The 19,193-nt window shown below is 38.0% G+C and carries 14 protein-coding genes and 1 riboswitch; of the genes, 8 read left to right on the top strand and 6 right to left on the bottom strand.

Annotation, left to right across the window (positions count from 1 at the left end; genetic code table 11):
* Positions 1-196: 196 nt before the first annotated feature.
* Positions 197-2,062 (bottom strand): phosphomethylpyrimidine synthase ThiC, encoded by a 1,866-nt coding sequence (gene thiC / locus F9B76_RS00070; protein WP_159990252.1) that lies wholly within the window; start codon positions 2,060-2,062, stop codon positions 197-199.
* Between the two features lie 76 nt (positions 2,063-2,138).
* A riboswitch (TPP riboswitch) is annotated at positions 2,139-2,235 on the bottom strand.
* 248 nt (positions 2,236-2,483) lie between these two features.
* On the opposite strand from thiC, the gene acnB reads away from it, so the two are divergent.
* Positions 2,484-5,075, top strand: a complete 2,592-nt coding sequence (gene acnB, locus F9B76_RS00065) for a bifunctional aconitate hydratase 2/2-methylisocitrate dehydratase (RefSeq protein WP_159990251.1) — start codon at positions 2,484-2,486, stop codon at positions 5,073-5,075.
* 236 nt (positions 5,076-5,311) lie between these two features.
* Here the strand turns inward: acnB and F9B76_RS00060 are convergent, their stop codons facing one another.
* Entirely contained in the window at positions 5,312-6,235 is a 924-nt protein-coding gene (locus F9B76_RS00060; RefSeq protein WP_159990250.1) for a DUF3298 and DUF4163 domain-containing protein, read from the bottom strand.
* A gap of 366 nt (positions 6,236-6,601) precedes the next feature.
* Between F9B76_RS00060 and phoU the strand changes: the two genes are divergently transcribed.
* From phoU to phoR, 7 genes are all read left to right on the top strand, one after another.
* Complete coding sequence (phoU, locus tag F9B76_RS00055) at positions 6,602-7,303, top strand: phosphate signaling complex protein PhoU (RefSeq protein WP_159990249.1); 702 nt, start codon at positions 6,602-6,604, stop codon at positions 7,301-7,303.
* Between the two features lie 306 nt (positions 7,304-7,609).
* Positions 7,610-8,629, top strand: a complete 1,020-nt coding sequence (gene pstS / locus F9B76_RS00050) for a phosphate ABC transporter substrate-binding protein PstS (RefSeq protein ID WP_159990248.1) — start codon at positions 7,610-7,612, stop codon at positions 8,627-8,629.
* Positions 8,630-8,682: 53 nt separating this feature from the next.
* Complete coding sequence (gene pstC / locus F9B76_RS00045; RefSeq protein WP_201289313.1) at positions 8,683-9,633, top strand: phosphate ABC transporter permease subunit PstC; 951 nt, start codon at positions 8,683-8,685, stop codon at positions 9,631-9,633.
* Positions 9,634-10,485, top strand: a complete 852-nt coding sequence (pstA, locus tag F9B76_RS00040) for a phosphate ABC transporter permease PstA (RefSeq protein WP_159990247.1) — start codon at positions 9,634-9,636, stop codon at positions 10,483-10,485.
* A gap of 7 nt (positions 10,486-10,492) precedes the next feature.
* A complete protein-coding gene (pstB, locus tag F9B76_RS00035) occupies positions 10,493-11,251 on the top strand; it encodes a phosphate ABC transporter ATP-binding protein PstB (RefSeq protein WP_201289312.1) in 759 nt (252 codons plus the stop codon).
* A gap of 39 nt (positions 11,252-11,290) precedes the next feature.
* On the top strand, positions 11,291-11,989 hold the full coding sequence (gene phoB, locus F9B76_RS00030) for a phosphate regulon transcriptional regulator PhoB (protein WP_159990246.1): 699 nt from the start codon (positions 11,291-11,293) through the stop codon (positions 11,987-11,989).
* A complete protein-coding gene (gene phoR, locus F9B76_RS00025; RefSeq protein WP_159990245.1) occupies positions 11,986-13,290 on the top strand; it encodes a phosphate regulon sensor histidine kinase PhoR in 1,305 nt (434 codons plus the stop codon). Before phoB ends, phoR begins: the two co-directional genes overlap by 4 nt.
* Positions 13,291-13,481: 191 nt before the next feature.
* Here the strand turns inward: phoR and F9B76_RS00020 are convergent, their stop codons facing one another.
* The 4 genes from F9B76_RS00020 to F9B76_RS00005 all read right to left on the bottom strand — a co-directional run bounded on the left by F9B76_RS00020 (position 13,482) and on the right by F9B76_RS00005 (position 19,160).
* The gene (locus F9B76_RS00020; protein ID WP_159990244.1) at positions 13,482-14,345 is read right to left on the bottom strand and encodes an EcsC family protein; all 864 of its coding nucleotides are present in this window, start codon (positions 14,343-14,345) and stop codon (positions 13,482-13,484) included.
* Between the two features lie 250 nt (positions 14,346-14,595).
* Positions 14,596-15,942: a replication-associated recombination protein A gene (locus tag F9B76_RS00015; RefSeq protein WP_159990243.1), complete on the bottom strand. Its 1,347-nt coding sequence runs from the start codon at positions 15,940-15,942 to the stop codon at positions 14,596-14,598.
* Between the two features lie 63 nt (positions 15,943-16,005).
* A complete protein-coding gene (lolA, locus tag F9B76_RS00010) occupies positions 16,006-16,740 on the bottom strand; it encodes an outer membrane lipoprotein periplasmic chaperone LolA (protein ID WP_159990242.1) in 735 nt (244 codons plus the stop codon).
* Between the two features lie 146 nt (positions 16,741-16,886).
* Entirely contained in the window at positions 16,887-19,160 is a 2,274-nt protein-coding gene (locus F9B76_RS00005; RefSeq protein ID WP_159992201.1) for a DNA translocase FtsK, read from the bottom strand.
* Positions 19,161-19,193 lie beyond the last annotated feature (33 nt).

The raw sequence follows: 19,193 nt of genomic DNA, 5'->3' as shown, positions 1-19,193 counted from the left end.
TACAAGAATTTTTATATTATTTCACTTATCTATTTTAAATATCGATCAGTTATTTTTCTAAAATACTATTTAGAGTTATATAAAAATTTAGGGGCTATATTAGATTAGCCCTAAATTTATTGATATAGAAGTCTCCTCTTCCTCCTCCTTAGCTACTCCTCCTTTACTAAATCCAATCGATCTTTATATGCTCCAATCAGCTCCAGATTTTAGAGCCTTTTTTGACAAATTCAACCGATTTTTCCTGCATTTGTTGTGCAGCATAATCACGGACTTCTTTGGTAATTTTCATCGAACAAAACTTAGGGCCACACATTGAGCAGAAATGGGCTATTTTTGCCCCCTCAGCAGGTAATGTTTCATCGTGATAACTTTCTGCCTTTTCTGGATCGAGCCCTAATCTAAATTGATCTCGCCAGCGGAATTCAAAACGCGCCTTTGATAAAGCATTATCCCGTAACTGAGCTCCTGGCCACCCTTTCGCTAAATCCGCTGCATGAGCTGCTAGTTTGTAAGTAATAATACCCGTACGCACATCTTCTTTATCAGGTAAACCCAAATGCTCTTTAGGGGTTACATAGCACAACATTGCCGTACCATACCAAGCAATATTTGCCGCCCCAATACCAGAAGTAATATGATCATAGGCTGGTGCAATATCTGTTACCAAAGGCCCTAATGTGTAGAAAGGTGCTTCAAAGCAATGGCTTAACTCTTCTGTCATATTCTGTTTAACACGCTGTAAGGGGACATGACCCGGCCCTTCAATCATCACCTGTACATCATGTTGCCATGCTTTAGCTGTTAGTTCTCCTAAGGTATATAATTCACCAAATTGAGCTTCATCATTTGAGTCCGCAATACAACCGGGTCGTAAGCCATCCCCCAGAGAAAATGACACATCATACGCTTTCATAATTTCACAAATTTCATCAAAATGCGTATAAAGGAAGTTTTCTTGATGATGTGCTAAACACCACTTCGCCATAATAGACCCCCCTCGCGAAACAATACCTGTTAGGCGTTCTGCTGTCAGAGGAACATATCGTAATAAAACACCGGCATGAATCGTAAAATAATCCACCCCTTGTTCTGCCTGCTCAATTAGGGTATCTCTAAACAATTCCCAAGTTAAATCTTCAGCAATACCACCAGTTTTCTCAAGGGATTGATAAATCGGTACAGTACCAATTGGCACAGGTGCGTTACGAATAATCCATTCTCGTGTTTCATGGATATGCTCACCCGTTGATAAATCCATAATCGTATCAGCCCCCCAACGAAGCGACCATACCATTTTTTCTACTTCTTCGGTTAAAGAAGACGTTACCGCTGAATTACCTAAATTACCATTGATTTTGACACGAAAATTTCGCCCAATAATCATAGGCTCAAGCTCGGTGTGATTAATATTAGCAGGGATAATTGCTCGCCCTGCTGCTACTTCTTGTCGCACAAACTCTGCCGTAATTTGATCAGGATGTGTGGGGATATTAGCCCCATAAGCAAAACCAGCATGTTGGCGAATTAATTTTTCATAACGAGGGTCGCGAAATAACACATCCATTTTCATTTGTTCACGTAATGCAACAAACTCCATTTCAGGGGTAATAATCCCCTTACGAGCATAGTGCATTTGTGTGACATTTTGTCCTGCCTTAGCACGACGAGGCTGTATTAATTTATTAAAACGCAGGTGTGCCGTTTTAGGATCATTCACTCTCTCCTGACCATACTGACTTGATAAACAGGGTAAAACTTCTGTATCACCTCGTTCATCAATCCATACCCCTCGAATATTAGGTAATCCCTTTTTTAAATCAATAGTGGCTTTAGGATTACCATAAGCACCGCTAGTATCATAGACAGGAATGGGGGGATTTTCTATTGTTTCAGTTGGGGTAATCGTATCATCCTGATATATTTCACGATAAGGGACTTGAATATCGGGACGAGAACCCGTGATATATGCTTTAACCGATTTGGGATACGCAAATTGAATGCCAAGCGACTCACTTAATTGAGTCAATTCTTGTGCTTCATTACCTTTTGATTTTGCCATATGGCACTCCTTAATGATGAAACAGAAGTGCCTTGGACTCAAGACATAGCCTACGTGCTATGAATGATGAATAGTCAGTCACATACCTAAAACTCCCCACGCAAGTATTATCTTGTTCGGGTATAAAGGGTAATTCTCAGCCGTATAAAATTACAGCACCCCTGTTTCGTTATGAATACACAAAGTGTAACAAGTCAGCAACAAAATAGCAAGTACAAATTTGTAATACATGGATTATGGTTTACTTCAACACCTATTCGTTAAACTTATGATAAAAAACAACACCTATATGGCATTTTTATACTCGCTAACCCTAGATTTTTGTTGCTTTTGAGCAAGTCTTATATAAGACTTAAACATGACATTCATTTTTTACTTTATAATAGAGCATATTAATTTTAAATCACTTTAGGGAAAGCATATGTTAGAAGCGTATCGTAAACATGCAGCAGAACGTGCTGCCTTGGGTATTCCTGCCCTCCCCCTATCAGCGCAACAAACCGCTGATCTTATCGAATTGCTCAAAAATCCACCTACTGGTGAAGAAGAATTTTTATTAGAGCTATTCACTCACCGTGTACCTGCTGGTGTAGATGAAGCAGCCAAAGTAAAAGCATCTTACCTCGCTGCTCTCGCATTTGGTAGTGAAAAAAATGCGCTTATCAGCCCTGCTTATGCAACTGAACTACTAGGTACTATGCTAGGTGGTTACAATATCAGCCCATTAATTGAGCTTTTAGATAACCCAGAACTAGGGCAAATTGCCGCTAATGCATTGAAAAAAACCTTATTAATGTTTGATGCTTTCCACGATGTACAAGAGAAAGCCGAAAAAGGTAATCAATTTGCCAAAGAAGTTCTACAAAGCTGGGCAGATGGCGAATGGTTTACTAGTCGTCCTGAAGTACCTGAAAGTCTCAAAATCACTGTTTTCAAAGTACCCGGTGAAACGAATACCGATGACTTATCACCCGCACCTGATGCCACAACACGTCCTGATATTCCAATGCATGCACTCGCCATGTTAAAAAACAAACGTGAAGGCGCTGCTTTTGAACCAGAAGAAGATGGTAAACGTGGTCCTGTTGCCTTTATCCAATCACTCAAAGAAAAAGGTAATCTTGTTGCTTATGTCGGTGATGTGGTAGGAACAGGTTCTTCTCGTAAATCAGCAACTAACTCTGTTTTATGGTTTACGGGTGAAGATATTCCTTTCATTCCTAACAAACGTTTTGGTGGTGTCTGTTTGGGTGGTAAAATTGCTCCTATCTTTTATAACACCATGGAAGATGCCGGTGCATTACCTATCGAATTAGATGTTTCTCAAATGGAAATGGGAGATGAAGTTGAACTTCGCCCATACGAAGGTAAAGCCATCAAAAATGGTCAAGTCATTGCCGAATTCCAAGTTAAATCAGATGTTTTATTTGATGAAGTCCGTGCAGGTGGTCGTATTCCATTGATTATTGGTCGTGGTCTAACCGCAAAAGCGCGTGAAGCCCTTGGTTTACCCCCATCAACCTTATTCCGCCTACCCAAAAGCCCTGCTGATACAGGTAAAGGCTTTACATTGGCTCAAAAAATGGTTGGGCGTGCCTGTGGTTTACCTGAAGGACAAGGTGTCCGTCCAGGTACTTACTGCGAACCACGCATGACTTCTGTCGGTAGCCAAGATACCACTGGTCCAATGACACGTGACGAATTAAAAGACCTTGCTTGTTTAGGTTTCTCTGCTGACTTAGTCATGCAGTCATTCTGTCATACCGCAGCTTATCCAAAACCTGTTGATGTAAAAACACACCATGAATTACCTGCCTTTATTAGTAGCCGTGGTGGTATTTCATTACGTCCCGGTGATGGTGTCATTCACTCATGGCTAAACCGTATGTTATTACCTGATACAGTCGGTACAGGTGGTGACTCTCATACTCGTTTCCCAATTGGTATTTCATTCCCTGCAGGTTCTGGTCTTGTTGCCTTTGCTGCTGCAACAGGTGTTATGCCATTAGATATGCCTGAGTCTGTTTTAGTTCGTTTCAAAGGTAAAATGCAACCTGGCGTAACACTACGCGACCTTGTGAATGCAATTCCTTTATACGCTATTAAACAAGGTTTATTAACCGTTGCTAAACAAGGTAAGAAAAATATCTTCTCTGGACGTATCCTTGAAATCGAAGGTTTACCTGATCTTAAAGTAGAACAAGCTTTTGAAATCACCGATGCTTCTGCTGAACGTTCAGCGGCTGGTTGTACCGTACATCTTAATAAAGAGCCAATCATTGAATACATCAATAGTAATATCACCCTATTAAAAACAATGATTGCAAATGGCTATCAAGATGCACGCTCATTAGCTCGCCGTATCCGTAAAATGGAAGAGTGGTTAGCAAATCCACAATTATTACAAGCCGATCCTGATGCAGAATACGCTGCTGTCATTGAGATTGACTTAAATGAAATTCACGAACCTATCGTTGCCTGCCCTAATGACCCTGATGATGTGAAAACACTTTCAGACGTTGCTGGTGCAAAAATTGACGAAGTCTTTATCGGTAGTTGTATGACCAATATCGGTCATTTCCGTGCCGCTTCTAAACTACTTGAAGGTAAACGTGATATTCCTGTACGCCTATGGATTGCTCCACCAACCAAAATGGATGCAGAGCAATTAACCGAAGAAGGACACTATGGTGTATTCGGTGTTTCTGGTGCGCGTACAGAAATGCCGGGTTGCTCACTCTGTATGGGTAACCAAGCCCAAGTTCGAGAAGGGGCAACCGTAATGTCAACCAGTACACGTAACTTCCCTAACCGTTTAGGTAAGAATACCAATGTCTATCTCGGTTCGGCAGAATTAGCAGCAATTTGTTCTCGTCTTGGTCGTATTCCTACACGAGAAGAATACCTTGCTGATATTGGAGTGATTAATGAAAATGGTGATAAGATCTATCGCTATATGAACTTTGATCAAATCGATAGCTACAAAGAACTTGCTGCTACAGTGAAAGCATAATCAATTTAGTGGTGGGAAATTTCTTTTTCACCACTTCATCGATTCAAACAAAATCCCCAGACTTCTCTGGGGATTTTTTTATTAAAAAGAAGAAAGTGGTTAGTAAACTATTTTTTGTATATAAAGTATAAACTTCCTACGCTTTATTCACTACTTTATACCATCTCTTCTATTCACTTTTTATACCGATTATCAATCGTTATATTACCTCGATATAATAGTAAGAACAGATAATACTAACTACCCTCTACAGAGTCCATTTCAATGGATTCACGTTGATAATCTTTATTTAATAAAGCATTAATTTCATACCATGAAACGGTCAATTCTACTTCCCCCTCTACATAAGGGCCTAGTGTATACACAGGATAGACAAAGTGTAAACCAGCTGGACTAAAGTAGAAATTATTATTTTTAATAAAATCAAAATCTTTTCTGTTTACAAAAAGATCTTCTTCTGCCTGATCTCCCTTATACTTTCCCCATAATATATCTTTTAATTTATCTTGTTGAGCAGGCGCAATTAAATCATTTAAGGTAATAATTGCCTTTTTATTTGTATCAATATTAATATAATTAATACCTCCTACACCATGCGCACCACCGGCATAAGAATAATAAGAATGGCTAAATGTCACGATATTTTCACGCTGTCCTTCAAACTCAGCATTAGAAATATGCTCATAACCACTAATAGGCTCTTTTTTAATATCATCAACTATAGTAGAAAATTCTTGTTGAGCCTGTTGAGTAAGTGCTTCTTTAGTCAATACTTTGTCTGATAATTTACCATCAGTATTACTATAGACTTTTACAAGTAATGTATCAAGCCAATCTATACCTGTTTCAGGGACTTGCATTCTATAATGCACTGTTGTTGTTTCTATATCATACTCATCTTTAACCGTATGTTTGATTTCTTCTTCTTTTTCAAATACAGTCGATACCTTTACGTGCAATGCAGGTACTTGAGAAGCATGAGTTGCCAATTCTGCTTTAACTTGATTGAGTTCAGCCGTTAATTTTTCTACCTGTTGAGCCGATTGTTGCTCAAGGGTAGCCAACTTTTCTTTCGCTTGAGTCAGCTCAGTATTATCACTGCAAGCCGCTAACATAAACACCGAACCAATAACAGTTGCTATGATTGTTTTTTTCATCATGAAAATCCTTTTTATAAAGAAAAGACATTAGAAATTTAGCATAAATTATCAATATATACCATCATTTTTATATACTTTAATCAAGTAATACGCATAAATGATAAGAATACCTTTACACTACAAATAATATTCTTATCTAAAACAAATAATAAAGCCAATTAACATGACCCTATAAAATGATAGGTGAGTAGCTTTCCCTACACTATGATTAATAGTTTTAGTCATCATATCTATTTTATGCATTCAATATTATTAAACACAATACATTAGAATGAAGGAAAAATAAGAAACGATTAATTGTCATATTTTTGACATATTTACTCTTTATACTGGCACTGTTTATAATTTATTTTAGGGCTTATTTCAATGAAAAATCAGCACATTTCTTCCTATTTTAACCAAGAGCTTGAAAACGTTCGCACAGAAGTTATGCAAATGGGCGGCATTATTGAGCAACAAATCCAAACCATTCTCAACAGTCTAAACCAAGGTAACACACAAGGTTTAGAAGAAGTCGTTGAAAACGATAAAAAAATTAATGATATGGAAGGTCGTATTGATGATCATTGCCAAACCATTATCGCTAGACGACAACCTGCTGCAAGTGATTTACGCTTTGTCTTAACAACATCCAAAATGATTGTCGATTTAGAACGTATTGGTGATGAGCTTAAAAAAATCGCTCTCTATACCAATAATTTATTAACAAATAATAAAATCACTATTCCAGAACTATACGATACACACCGCATTTTAGAAATGGCATTTAGTATGGTTCGCCAAGCATTAGATGCTTTTGCCCGTTTAGATGAAAATACGGTGATTACTTTACGCTTAGCCGATGAAAAACTAGATACAGACTATCGTAACCAAATTCGCTTAATCACAACCAATATCTTTGAAGATCCAAAAAGAATCAGCACATGGATTGATGTTATGATGATGAATAAAGCGATTGAACGTATTGGCGATCATGCTAAAAACATGGCTGAACACGTTGTCTATTTAGTACATGGTATTGATATACGACACAAGCCACTGGCTGAAATTGAATCTAATTTACAATAAAACATCTAATATAAGCCCCCCTTTGCTACGCTACAGCCCTCTGTTTTACATCTCTTCCCCTAATAAAACAGACAATATATAACAATAATAACAGTAGCGTAGCCCCCCTCTTTTTCCCCACAAACATCGCTACAAGATAATCCCATTATCTTATCCCTCCCCCTTTATACCTTTCCTCTACCACCTTAGTGTTGTTAAAAAAACAAATCAAATTGTAAATATTATTTGTCATATTTCTGACATATTCATTTGTTATCTTTATCGGCGTGATAATAATTCACACATAATTAACTCAAGGAGAATACCATGAAAAAGATTAGTACAATAACATTAACTTTATTGTCTACACTTACTTTTAGTCAAGTTTCACAAGCTACTACTGTTACAGGTGCTGGCGCGTCTTTCCCTCAACCCATTTATGTACAATGGGCAATGGATTATAAGGCAGAAACAGGTAATCAAATTAACTATCAATCTATCGGCTCATCTGGTGGTGTAAAACAAATTATTTCTGGTACTGTTGATTTTGGTGCTTCTGACTCACCAATGAAAGAAGAAGATCTTACTAAAAACAACCTTATCCAATTCCCAACCGTTATTGGTGGTGTTGTACCTATTATTAATGTAGAAGGTATCAAAGCAGGGGAACTTAAATTAACAGGCGAATTATTAGCCGATATTTACTTAGGCAAAATTACTCGCTGGAATGATGAGAAAATTAAACAATTAAATCCATCTGCCTCACTACCTGATGCACCTATCACTACCGTATTCCGCTCAGACGGTTCAGGTACAAGCTTTATTTTCACGCATTATTTAAGCCAAGTATCACCTGACTGGAAAGAAAAAGTTGGTGCTGCTAACACCGTAAAATGGCCAACCTCAGCAAGCGGTGCTGCAGGTAAAGGCAACGAAGGTGTTTCTATTTATGTTGGTCGTGTTAAAAACTCTATTGGTTATGTAGAGTATGCTTATGCTAAACAAAATAAAATGACCTATATCCAACTACAAAATGCAGCAGGTAATTTTGTACTTCCATCTCAAGAAAACTTTGCTGCCGCTGCCAATGTTGATTGGACAAAAGCAAAAGGATTTAACTTAGTGCTAACAAATCAACCAGCAGCAAATGCATGGCCATTAGCAGCAGCTACCTTTATTTTAGTACCAAAAAATGGTGCTGATAAACAACGTTCAGAAACAGTACTTGATTTCTTTAACTGGGCATACCAAAAAGGAAATGAACAAGCACAAAAACTTGATTATGTACCTTTACCAGATGCTGTAAAAGAATTGGTACGTACTGAATGGAAAAAAGTGAATAAGTAATAAAAAAATATTCCCTCCCTCCTCTATTCATTTGAGGGAGGGAATGAGGAAACATGATGATACTTTCCCAAAAATTAAAACAGCAGGCATTTATTGACGTTATATTTGTAAATATTACTCGATTCTTTGCCTTACTCGTATTAGCCAGTCTTAGTGGTATCTTAGTGTCATTAGTGATTGGTGCCTATCCAGCTATGCAACAGTTTGGATTCGGATTTTTCAGCTCAAGCGATTGGGATACTGTACAAGGTCAATACGGTGCATTAGCCCCCATTTACGGTACATTAGTAACTTCTGTTATTGCACTATTGATCGCAATACCAGTGAGTTTTGGTATTGCCGTATTCCTAACAGAACTATGCCCTGTTATATTACGCCGCCCATTAAGTATTGCTATTGAGCTACTTGCTGGTATCCCATCTATTATTTACGGTATGTGGGGCTTATTTGTCTTTGCTCCTATTTTTTCTGATACCCTTCAACCCTTTATTATTGAGCATTTTAGCCATCTACCATTCATTGGTGTCTTATTCGGTGGTATTCCTATGGGAATTGGTCTTTTCCCTGCAGGTTTAATTCTTGCCATTATGATTATCCCCTATATTGCCTCTGTAATGCGTGATGTTTTTGAAGTAACACCCACAATGCTTAAAGAATCTGCTTATGGTTTAGGTTGTACACGTTGGGAGGTTATCCGCCACATTGTTCTACCTTATACCAAAGTAGGTGTTATTGGTGGCATTATCCTTGGTTTAGGTCGTGCATTGGGTGAAACAATGGCAGTTACCTTTATTATTGGTAATACCTTTAATATTAGTGCTAGTCTAAATAACTCTGGCGTATCCATTACTTCTGCACTGGCAAATGAATTTGCAGAAGCGGTGAATCCATTGCATTTATCTTCCCTACTCTACTTAGGTTTAATCCTCTTTATTATTACCTTCACTGTATTATGTTTATCAAAATTACTGTTATTAAAAATGGTAAAAAATGAGGGACGTTAAATGAAAACTACTATTAATCATTCACTCTATACACGTCGCCAATGGCTTAATCGTACCTATTTACTCATTGCTTGGTTAATGATGGGATTTGGTCTATTTTGGTTAGGTTGGATTTTTTATACGCTATTAGCCAATGGTATCAACGGATTAGGATTACATCTTTTTAGAGTTGATACCATGCCCCCTGATGCTGGTGGTGGTTTACGTAATGCCATTTGGGGAAGTTTATTAATCACCATATTTGGACTATTTATTGGTACACCTATCGGTATTTTAACAGGTATCTACTTAGCTGAATTTGGTCGTTATAGCAAGATAGCTAGCATGACTCGATTTATGAATGATATTTTGCTCTCCGCTCCCTCAATTGTTATCGGTCTATTTATTTACGGTATCTTTGTTGTTAAGCAAGGGCATTTTTCAGGGTGGGCAGGATCTCTCGCACTTTCCTTACTCGTTATACCTGTTGTTGTTCGAACAACAGAAAATATGCTAAAGCTAGTCCCCAATAGCTTACGCGAAGCAGCTTATGCACTAGGAACACCAAAATGGAAAATGGTTTCTATGGTTACACTTAAAGCAGCTAAAACAGGGGTACTTACAGGTGTCTTACTTGCTTTCGCTCGTATTTCTGGTGAAACAGCACCCTTACTCTTTACCGCGTTAAATAATCAATTTTTCAGCTCAAATATGAGCCAACCTATTGCTAACTTACCTAATGTTATTTATCAATTTGCCATGAGTCCTTATAAAGACTGGCAATCTTTAGCATGGGCAGGTGCGTTACTCATTGCTATTACGGTACTATTTGCCAATATTATGGCAAGAATTTTAGGTCGTCAAAAACACTAAGGAATTTATGATGCAAACAAAAATTTCAGCCCTTAATCTTAACTTCTACTATGGCAATTTTCATGCCTTAAAAAATATTAATCTTGATATTTTAGAAAAAAAAGTAACTGCCTTTATTGGACCTTCTGGTTGTGGTAAATCTACCTTACTACGTATATTTAACCGTATGTATGACCTTTATCCTAATATGCGTGCAGAGGGACAATTATTACTTGATGGAAAAAATATTATTAGTCCAGAGGTTGATGTTAATCTACTCCGTGCAAAAGTTGGTATGGTTTTCCAAAAACCAACGCCTTTCCCTATGTCAATCTATGATAATGTTACTTTTGGTGTCAAACTCTATGAAAAACTCAACAAAAGTGATTTAGATGATCGTGTAGAATGGGCATTACGTAAATCAGCTATCTGGACAGAAGTAAAAGACAAATTAAAACAATCAGGTAACTCTCTTTCTGGTGGGCAACAACAGCGTCTATGTATTGCGCGTGCTATTGCTTGCCAACCTGATGTATTATTACTAGACGAGCCTACATCAGCATTAGACCCTATTTCTACTGCTTATATTGAAGAGTTAATCACAGAGCTCAAAAATGATTACACGATTGCTATTGTTACACATAATATGCAACAAGCTGCCCGTGTATCTGATATAACAGCCTATATGTATCTTGGGGAACTTATCGAAGTCAATGATACCAAACAAATCTTTACGAAACCCAAACGTAAAGAAACGGAAGACTATATTACAGGTAAATTTGGTTAATACACTTAGACTTATATTCATAATACAAAGGAATACTCTATGTCAAAAGCCGATATTCTTGTCGTAGAAGACGAAGAGTCTATCGCTACCTTAATTCAGTTCACCTTAACGCAGGGCGGATTTAATGTAAAACTTGCTGACAGTATCTCACAAGCCAGACATCATATTAGTGAACAGCTTCCTCATCTTATCTTACTTGACTGGATGCTACCCGATATTTCTGGCATTGACTTTATCAGAGAGATACGTAGTAACAGTCGTACACAATCTTTACCGATTATCCTCCTTACGGCTCGTAGTGATGAATTAGATAAAGAAAAAGGGTTAAATACAGGGGCTGATGACTATGTCACAAAGCCCTTTTCCCCTCGTGAATTAACGGCTCGTGTTAATGCATTATTACGCCGTCACCACCCCCATAAAACAACGCAATTAATCAGTATCAACGGACTAAATCTTGATCCGATCAATAAAGTTGTTTCAGGCAATGGTGTCATACTCAATTTAGGTGCAACAGAATTTAAATTATTGCATTTCTTTATGACACACCCTAATCGCTTATATAGTCGGATACAATTACTTGATTTTGTCTGGGGAGATCATGTTTTTATGGAAGAGCGGACTATTGATGTGCATATACGCCGTTTACGCCAATCGCTCAAACCCAGCGGACTTGATAATTTACTACAAACCGTCAGAGGATTCGGCTACCGTTTTGGTAAAGAAGAAACACAATGAGATTATTTTTACCCACCTTTATTCGGCTCTTTTTACTACTCTTTTTAGTAGCAGGGATCTGTTATTTAATAGGCGGAACAACACTAATGTGGATGTCTATTAGTATTGTTCTACTAGGTTGGATAAGTGTACAACTCTTTTATCTTACCCGTCTTATTAGGTGGTTAAATGATCAACAAAGTAAATTACAGGGGTTTGGTATCTGGGGACATATTTTTGATAAAATTTTGTCCCTTCGCAAAGCGAGCCTAAAGAGAAAGAAAAAACTTTCTGCCTCTTTAGCTCGTTTTAATCATATTATTGAGGCCATTCCTTGCGGTATTATCATTCTGACAGAAGGTCGTATCGAATGGTTTAATCCCCTTATTTGCCAACACCTTAATCTTAATTATCAAAATGACCTTAAAGGTATTTTACAAAACCTTATCCGTTTACCAGAGTGTCAGCAATTCTTACAAGAAAAACTTGATAATCAGCCACTTACCTTAAAATTAAGCATACCTGATGGGCAATATTTTAAACGTATTTTATCCATTAGCCGTCAGCCCTTTACGCAACAAAGTGAACTCATTATCACACAAGATATTACTCAACAAGAACAATTAGATGATGCACAAATTACTTTCGTTGCCAATGTTTCTCATGAATTACGCACACCATTAACCGTTATTAATGGTTTTGTTGAAACATTATCTGATATACCTGATTTACCACTTGAACAGCGCCAAACTTTCTTAGGGCTTATGCAGAAAGAAGGCAAAAGAATGCTGAATCTGCTAACCGACTTATTAACGCTTTCACGTTTAGAACGAGGACAATCAACCGCAGGTGATTTCCAACAATTCAATCTTTCTTATATGGTAAACCAAGTGATTGAAGCCACCCAAAATATCTCTAAAGGACAGCATCAATTTATTATTGAAGTGGAACCAGATATTTATTTTTATGGTTTAGAATCAGAGCTATATAGTGCATTTAGTAATATTACTTTTAATGCTGTACGCTATACCCCAGCACAAGGGGTTATTACTGTTCAACTTAGTAGATCAGATACAGATCATGCTATTTTTTCTGTAACAGATACAGGTATTGGTATCGCTCCAGAACATATTCCTCGCCTAACTGAACGCTTTTATCGTATTGATAATGCACGTTCACGACAAACAGGTGGTACAGGGCTTGGCTTAGCGATTACAAAATACGCACTGGCAAAATACCACTCTACATTAGAAATAGAAAGCATATTTGGGGAAGGAAGCTGTTTTAAAGCTGTTTTACCTGTTATAGCGAAAGAGAAATAATATATTTTTAAAGTAGAGTCCTATATTTTAAATAACGCATTAATACGGCTTAATTTCAAGATCAAAGTGTCATGTTTTAAAAGATAAGTCGATAATGTAAGATGTGCCGTGTTACACTTTATTTTTCCATATCCCCAATAAATATATGATATAGCACTCCAATTACTACCCCCTCAAATAATAAAAACCACTTATTTTGATATTTTTTGTTGCTTATAAATACGTTGATATTCTGTTTTGATAAGTTCTTCAGAGTACTTTTGCTCAAGTTTTTTTACCATAAAATGCCCCTTAGCCATATCCTGATAATAATCAACAAACATTGTATTAAGCATTGAACCCGTAACAGCCCCTAAACCCGGAACAAGTTTGGCGGCAGCTTCTTCTGTTAAAACAACCCCAAAACGTTGCGCAACCGCTTGAATTAATTTAATCATGGCTTTGCTGACTGGCTCTATAATTTGAGAAGGAATATTTGTAGTAGCAAATTGTTTTACCCCAATATCTTTAGCCGCTATCTCCATTGCTGTTTTTGATAAACTTTGCGTAATACGATCTAGTGCTACTCTTGACAAAAAATAGCCTGACTCCGATTCATCATCATCTTGTGATAAATTACTACCTAAACCGAAAACCTTAATACACTCCATTCTAGTCTCATAACTTCGCAAAGAAAAACCCTCTTCACGTGCTATATCTAAGATAGAACGCATCATAATTGTAATCGAAATAGGCATTTCAACGAGTATAGCCGTCATGCCAAAAAATCCCCCTGCTCCTCCAGTCGCGGCAGCTGCTAATTTATGTAATAGAGGAGACGATACTTTTTGTTTATCTTCCATTGTTGAGCTTGCCACATTAAAAACAGTATCTAAGGCTTGTTCAGCAATACCGACAATTTTACCTTGAATATAATTTGGCAATAGATCAATTTTAACTACCTTACCCAGTAAATTGGTAATTTGTGCTGTCAACGTCGGTGATTCTAATAAAACAACAGCCCGTTCTAATTTGGCTAAATCTTCTTTACTGATTTGCATCAAACGACTATCCATTATCCCTCTACAACATATTTATATCTAAACCATTTATTGGAAAATACTATACTGATTTTATCAATATATCAATGATTCTTCCAAAATACGTAGAGTGGCTAATAAGGACTAATTTTTAAATAGGGGAAGTATGACAATTCGCTGTAGCAATTTTGATAGATTTATTCTTAATTAATATTGTAGCAATCTATATTCTATTAATAGTATTTTTCCAATACGTTATCTAAGTTTAAGTATCTCAAAAAACAACTCAACGCTTATTTTTATCAGATGATAAAGCCTCTTTATCCCACTGTTTTAATCGTGCTAATTTTTCTGTAATTTGTAATTCTAACCCTCTTGGAACAGGTTGATACCAATTTGGTTCGTCCATTCCCTCAGGTAAATAGGTTTCCCCTGCCGCATAAGCATTAGGTTCATCATGAGCATAACGATAAGTCTTACCGTATCCTAATGATTTCATCAGCTCTGTAGGGGCATTGCGTAAGTGTAAAGGAACAGGACGAGATTTATCGTGTTTCACAAAGGCACGAGCAGCATTATATGCCATATAACCCGCATTACTTTTAGCTGCAACCGCCAGATAAATCACTGCTTGTGCCAAGGCTAATTCACCCTCAGGGCTTCCTAATCGCTCATAAGTCGCTGCTGCATCATTGGCTATCTGCATCGCTCTAGGGTCAGCCAAGCCAATATCTTCCCATGCCATTCGTACAATACGGCGTGCCAAATATTTAGGATCTGCCCCACCATCTAGCATTCGAGTGAGCCAGTATAAAGCGGCATCAGGGTGAGAGCCTCTTACCGATTTATGTAAAGCACTAATTTGATCATAGAAAGCATCACCCCCCTTATCAAATCGCCTTAGATTTTGAGGTAAAAATTTTTCTAACCACTCTAATGTAATGGTGTACTGCCCAACGACTAAAGCCGACTCTAACACAATCTCAATCGCATTAATTAACCGTCTTCCATCACCATCCGCCCATTGTGCTAGATGCTCTTTAACCGCCTCATCCATACTAAACGGATTTTCAGTATGGGTTTCATTTACGACATCTAATGCCCTATGGATAAGAATATTTAATTCATCAGGTTTAAGTGCTTCCAGTACATACACTCTTGCGCGAGACAACAGTGCGGAATTGACTTCAAACGAAGGGTTTTCAGTCGTTGCACCAATAAAAGTAAATAAACCACTTTCAACATAAGGTAAAAAAGCATCTTGTTGAGCTTTATTAAAACGATGCACCTCATCCACAAACAAAATAGTCTTTCGCCCTTGTGATTGGGCTATTTGTGCCGATTGTACCGCCTCACGAATATCTTTAACACCGCCCAATACCGCCGAAATAGCAATGAATTGAGCATCAAAACCATTTGCCATTAAACGTGCTAATGTTGTTTTTCCTACGCCGGGAGGCCCCCAAAATATCATGGAATGTGGTCGCCCAGATTGGAAAGCAACTTGCAAGGGTTTTCCCTTTGCCAATAGGTGTGTTTGCCCTACTACTTCCGAAAGATGTTTAGGACGCAAACGCTCTGCCAAAGGCACATCAAGCAGCTTTTGAGAAAATAAATCTGTACCTTGTTCCATAACACTTTAATAAAGGTGCTTATCTCTATAAAACCATTATCAATATAAGATAACGCTAAACCCTTAATCCAACCGAACACGCTCTACATTATTAGGTAGATTTAATTGAAAGGTTTTATTGGCAATACTAACATTAGACTTAAAGTTACGTAGTTTAATATGGGTTGTTTGCCCAAAAGAATCCAAAATACGCAACTCCGCAGGTAAATTATTAGCAAAAGCAATATCAATATAATTCATTCCCTCATCTGCTACCTTAGGTGTTGCTCTTAACCAAACCATACCCTCTGATTCAGGTAAAATCTGAACAGTAAAATTATTCTCTAAATTACCCTTTCCAAATAAAATAGCCGCAGGTGAGCTACCCAATGCACCCTTAATAGTACGCTCTGTTACTTGCATTAAATCGGGGTCATATTGAGACACAATACGCCCATCTGACACAATATGTTGCTCATAGGGCTTACGAATATGCCATGAAAATTTACCCCCATTACGTTGGAAAGCAAAATCACCTGAAGAAGGAGGTTGAGGATTATTGCCCCCTACTGTCTCTTGTGCAAATTGACCCGTAGCCGATTGGATATTCTTTACAAAATCACTAAGTTGCTGACGAGCATCTGTTTTTGTCTGATTTTTAACCGCAGGAATCGCTGAAAATTGAATATCACCTAAATCAGTAGATACAGAAAAGGATTGGTTCGCAAGATCAGGTGAAACCTGTAATTCTTGTGCCAAAGCAACAGTTCCCATCAAAAGACAAGTACTCATGGCTAAAACAGAGAAGGTTCTTTTCATTCTATTTTCCTTAGGATAAATTTAAAACTCACAATGTAAAACGATTTTTACTTTTTGTATAGTCAATCCGCTTTCTTAGGGATAGAGAATTGTTACAATCAATATCCCTTAGAGTCTATTAAGTACACCAAACGATAAAAATACGCTTAGTCTTCTGTTCCTTGTCCTGCAGGAACAAGAATTTCACGGTTATTATTCGATTGCATGGGTGAGACTAAACCAGCCGCTTCCATCTGCTCTAATAAACGTGCTGCTCGATTATAACCAATTCGTAAATGACGTTGCACCGAAGAAATCGAAGCCTTACGGGTACGCAATACAATTTCTACCGCTTGGTCATATAGTTCATCTTTTTCTGCATCTGCACCAAAACCACCAGCAAAGCCAGCTTCACCATCACCACTGGCGGTTGCTCCCTCAAGAATACCTTCTACATATTCTGCCTCACCTTGCTCTTTCAAGAATTCAACGACACGATGTACTTCATCATCATCCACAAAAGCCCCATGTACCCGTAAAGGAACACCTGATCCCGGTGGCATATAGAGCATATCCCCTTGCCCCAGTAGTGATTCTGCCCCCATTTGGTCTAAAATCGTACGAGAATCCACCTTAGTTGATACTTGGAAAGAAATACGTGTAGGAACATTGGCTTTAATTAAACCCGTAATAACATCTACGCTAGGACGTTGTGTCGCTAAAATGAGGTGAATCCCTGCGGCACGGGCTTTTTGAGCAAGACGAGCAATTAACTCTTCAATTTTCTTGCCTGCCACCATCATTAAGTCTGCTAACTCATCAATAATCACTACAATCATTGGTAATGTATCTAGCGGTTCAGGATCATCTGGTGTTAGAGAAAATGGATTAGGAATACTTTCTCCCTTTTTCTTAGCTTCACGAATCTTAGTGTTATACCCTGCAATATTTCGTACACCCATCTTACTCATAACCTTATAGCGGCGCTCCATCTCCGCAACACACCAATTAAGTGCATTAGCCGCCTGACGCATATCGGTGACAACTGGAGCAAGTAGATGACGAATCCCCTCATAAACACTCATTTCAAGCATTTTAGGGTCAATGAGAATTAATCTTACTTCACTAGGGTCAGCCTTATACAGAATAGATAAAATCATGGCATTAATACCCACCGATTTTCCTGAACCTGTTGTTCCTGCTACTAATAGATGGGGCATTTTTGCCAAGTCAGCAACAATTGGATGACCGGCAATATCCTTACCTAGTGCTAAAGTAAGTAAAGAGGCACTTTTATGGAAAACTTCAGAACCAATAATTTCACATAAATGTACAGTTTGACGGCGAGGATTCGGTAACTCAATCCCCATTAGGCTTTTACCGGGAATGGTTTCTACGACACGAAGACGTACGACACTCAATGAACGTGCTAAGTCCTTACTAAGATTAACGATTTGCGTACCTCGTACTCCTGTTGCAGGCTCAATCTCATAACGTGTAATCACAGGGCCTGCTTGAGCCGCTTCTACTTTGACTTCTACCCCAAAATCATTCAGTTTTTTCTCAATAAGACGAGAGTTATATTCAATCGTATCAAGAGAAACGGTTTCCTGTATTTCAGGTGCTGGGTCTAATAAGTCTAACGTTGGTAACTCAACTTCTCTCTCTTCATCTGAAAGCGTAAAAAGCACGGGTTGTTTGGTTTTTTGCACAACTTTGAGTGCTTGCTTAACATGAGCAACAGCAGGTTCAATCCGAATGGGTTCCGCATGCACAGAGAGATCTTCTTTTTGCGATTCTACAACTGTTGCCCGTGTCTCACTGGCTTGCTCACCAATCTTACGGTCTTCTACTTCTTCACGATGCTTAATAAAGAAACTAATAAAACGCTGAATTAGTACACCAATTTTTTCAGCAACACTCAACCACGAAAAATTAAAAAATAAACTTAAACCCACTAAAAACAAAATAATTAATAGTAATGCAGCAGGGCCTACACCAATATAGGTTTGTAAATAATTAGCAATTGTATTTCCTAATACGCCCCCTGCTCCTCCGGGTAAAGAGGATAGCAATGTATAATTTTGTGTAGCCTCAATCCCCATTGAAGAGAAAAAGACCAAAATAAAACCTGTCCATAACTCCCATGGAACACGAGGTAATGCCAACTCTGGGTCAATAACAACATTCGCTCCAAAAACACGCTTTAATGAAATATAGGTACGTTGTGCTAATAATATAACTAACCACCAAGCAGAAGCCCCCACCAGATAGTAAACAATATTAGCCATATACGCACCAAATGTTCCTAGTAAGTTACGTACCTGCCCATCTGTCAAGGTACTCACCCAGCCCGGATCAGTAGCGTGCCAAGAAAAAAGAAGTACCGCTAGAACAACGGTAAAAAACAAATAAATTAATCCCTTTGCCTCAACCAACATCGACAATAAGCGACTAGGTGGTGCGGAAACAGT

It is taken from the genome of Pelistega ratti, from assembly GCF_009833965.1.
Lineage (GTDB): Bacteria > Pseudomonadota > Gammaproteobacteria > Burkholderiales > Burkholderiaceae_B > Taylorella > Taylorella ratti.
Note: the sequence above shows the minus strand (reverse complement) of the source record. Positions and strands in the feature narration are given on the sequence as shown.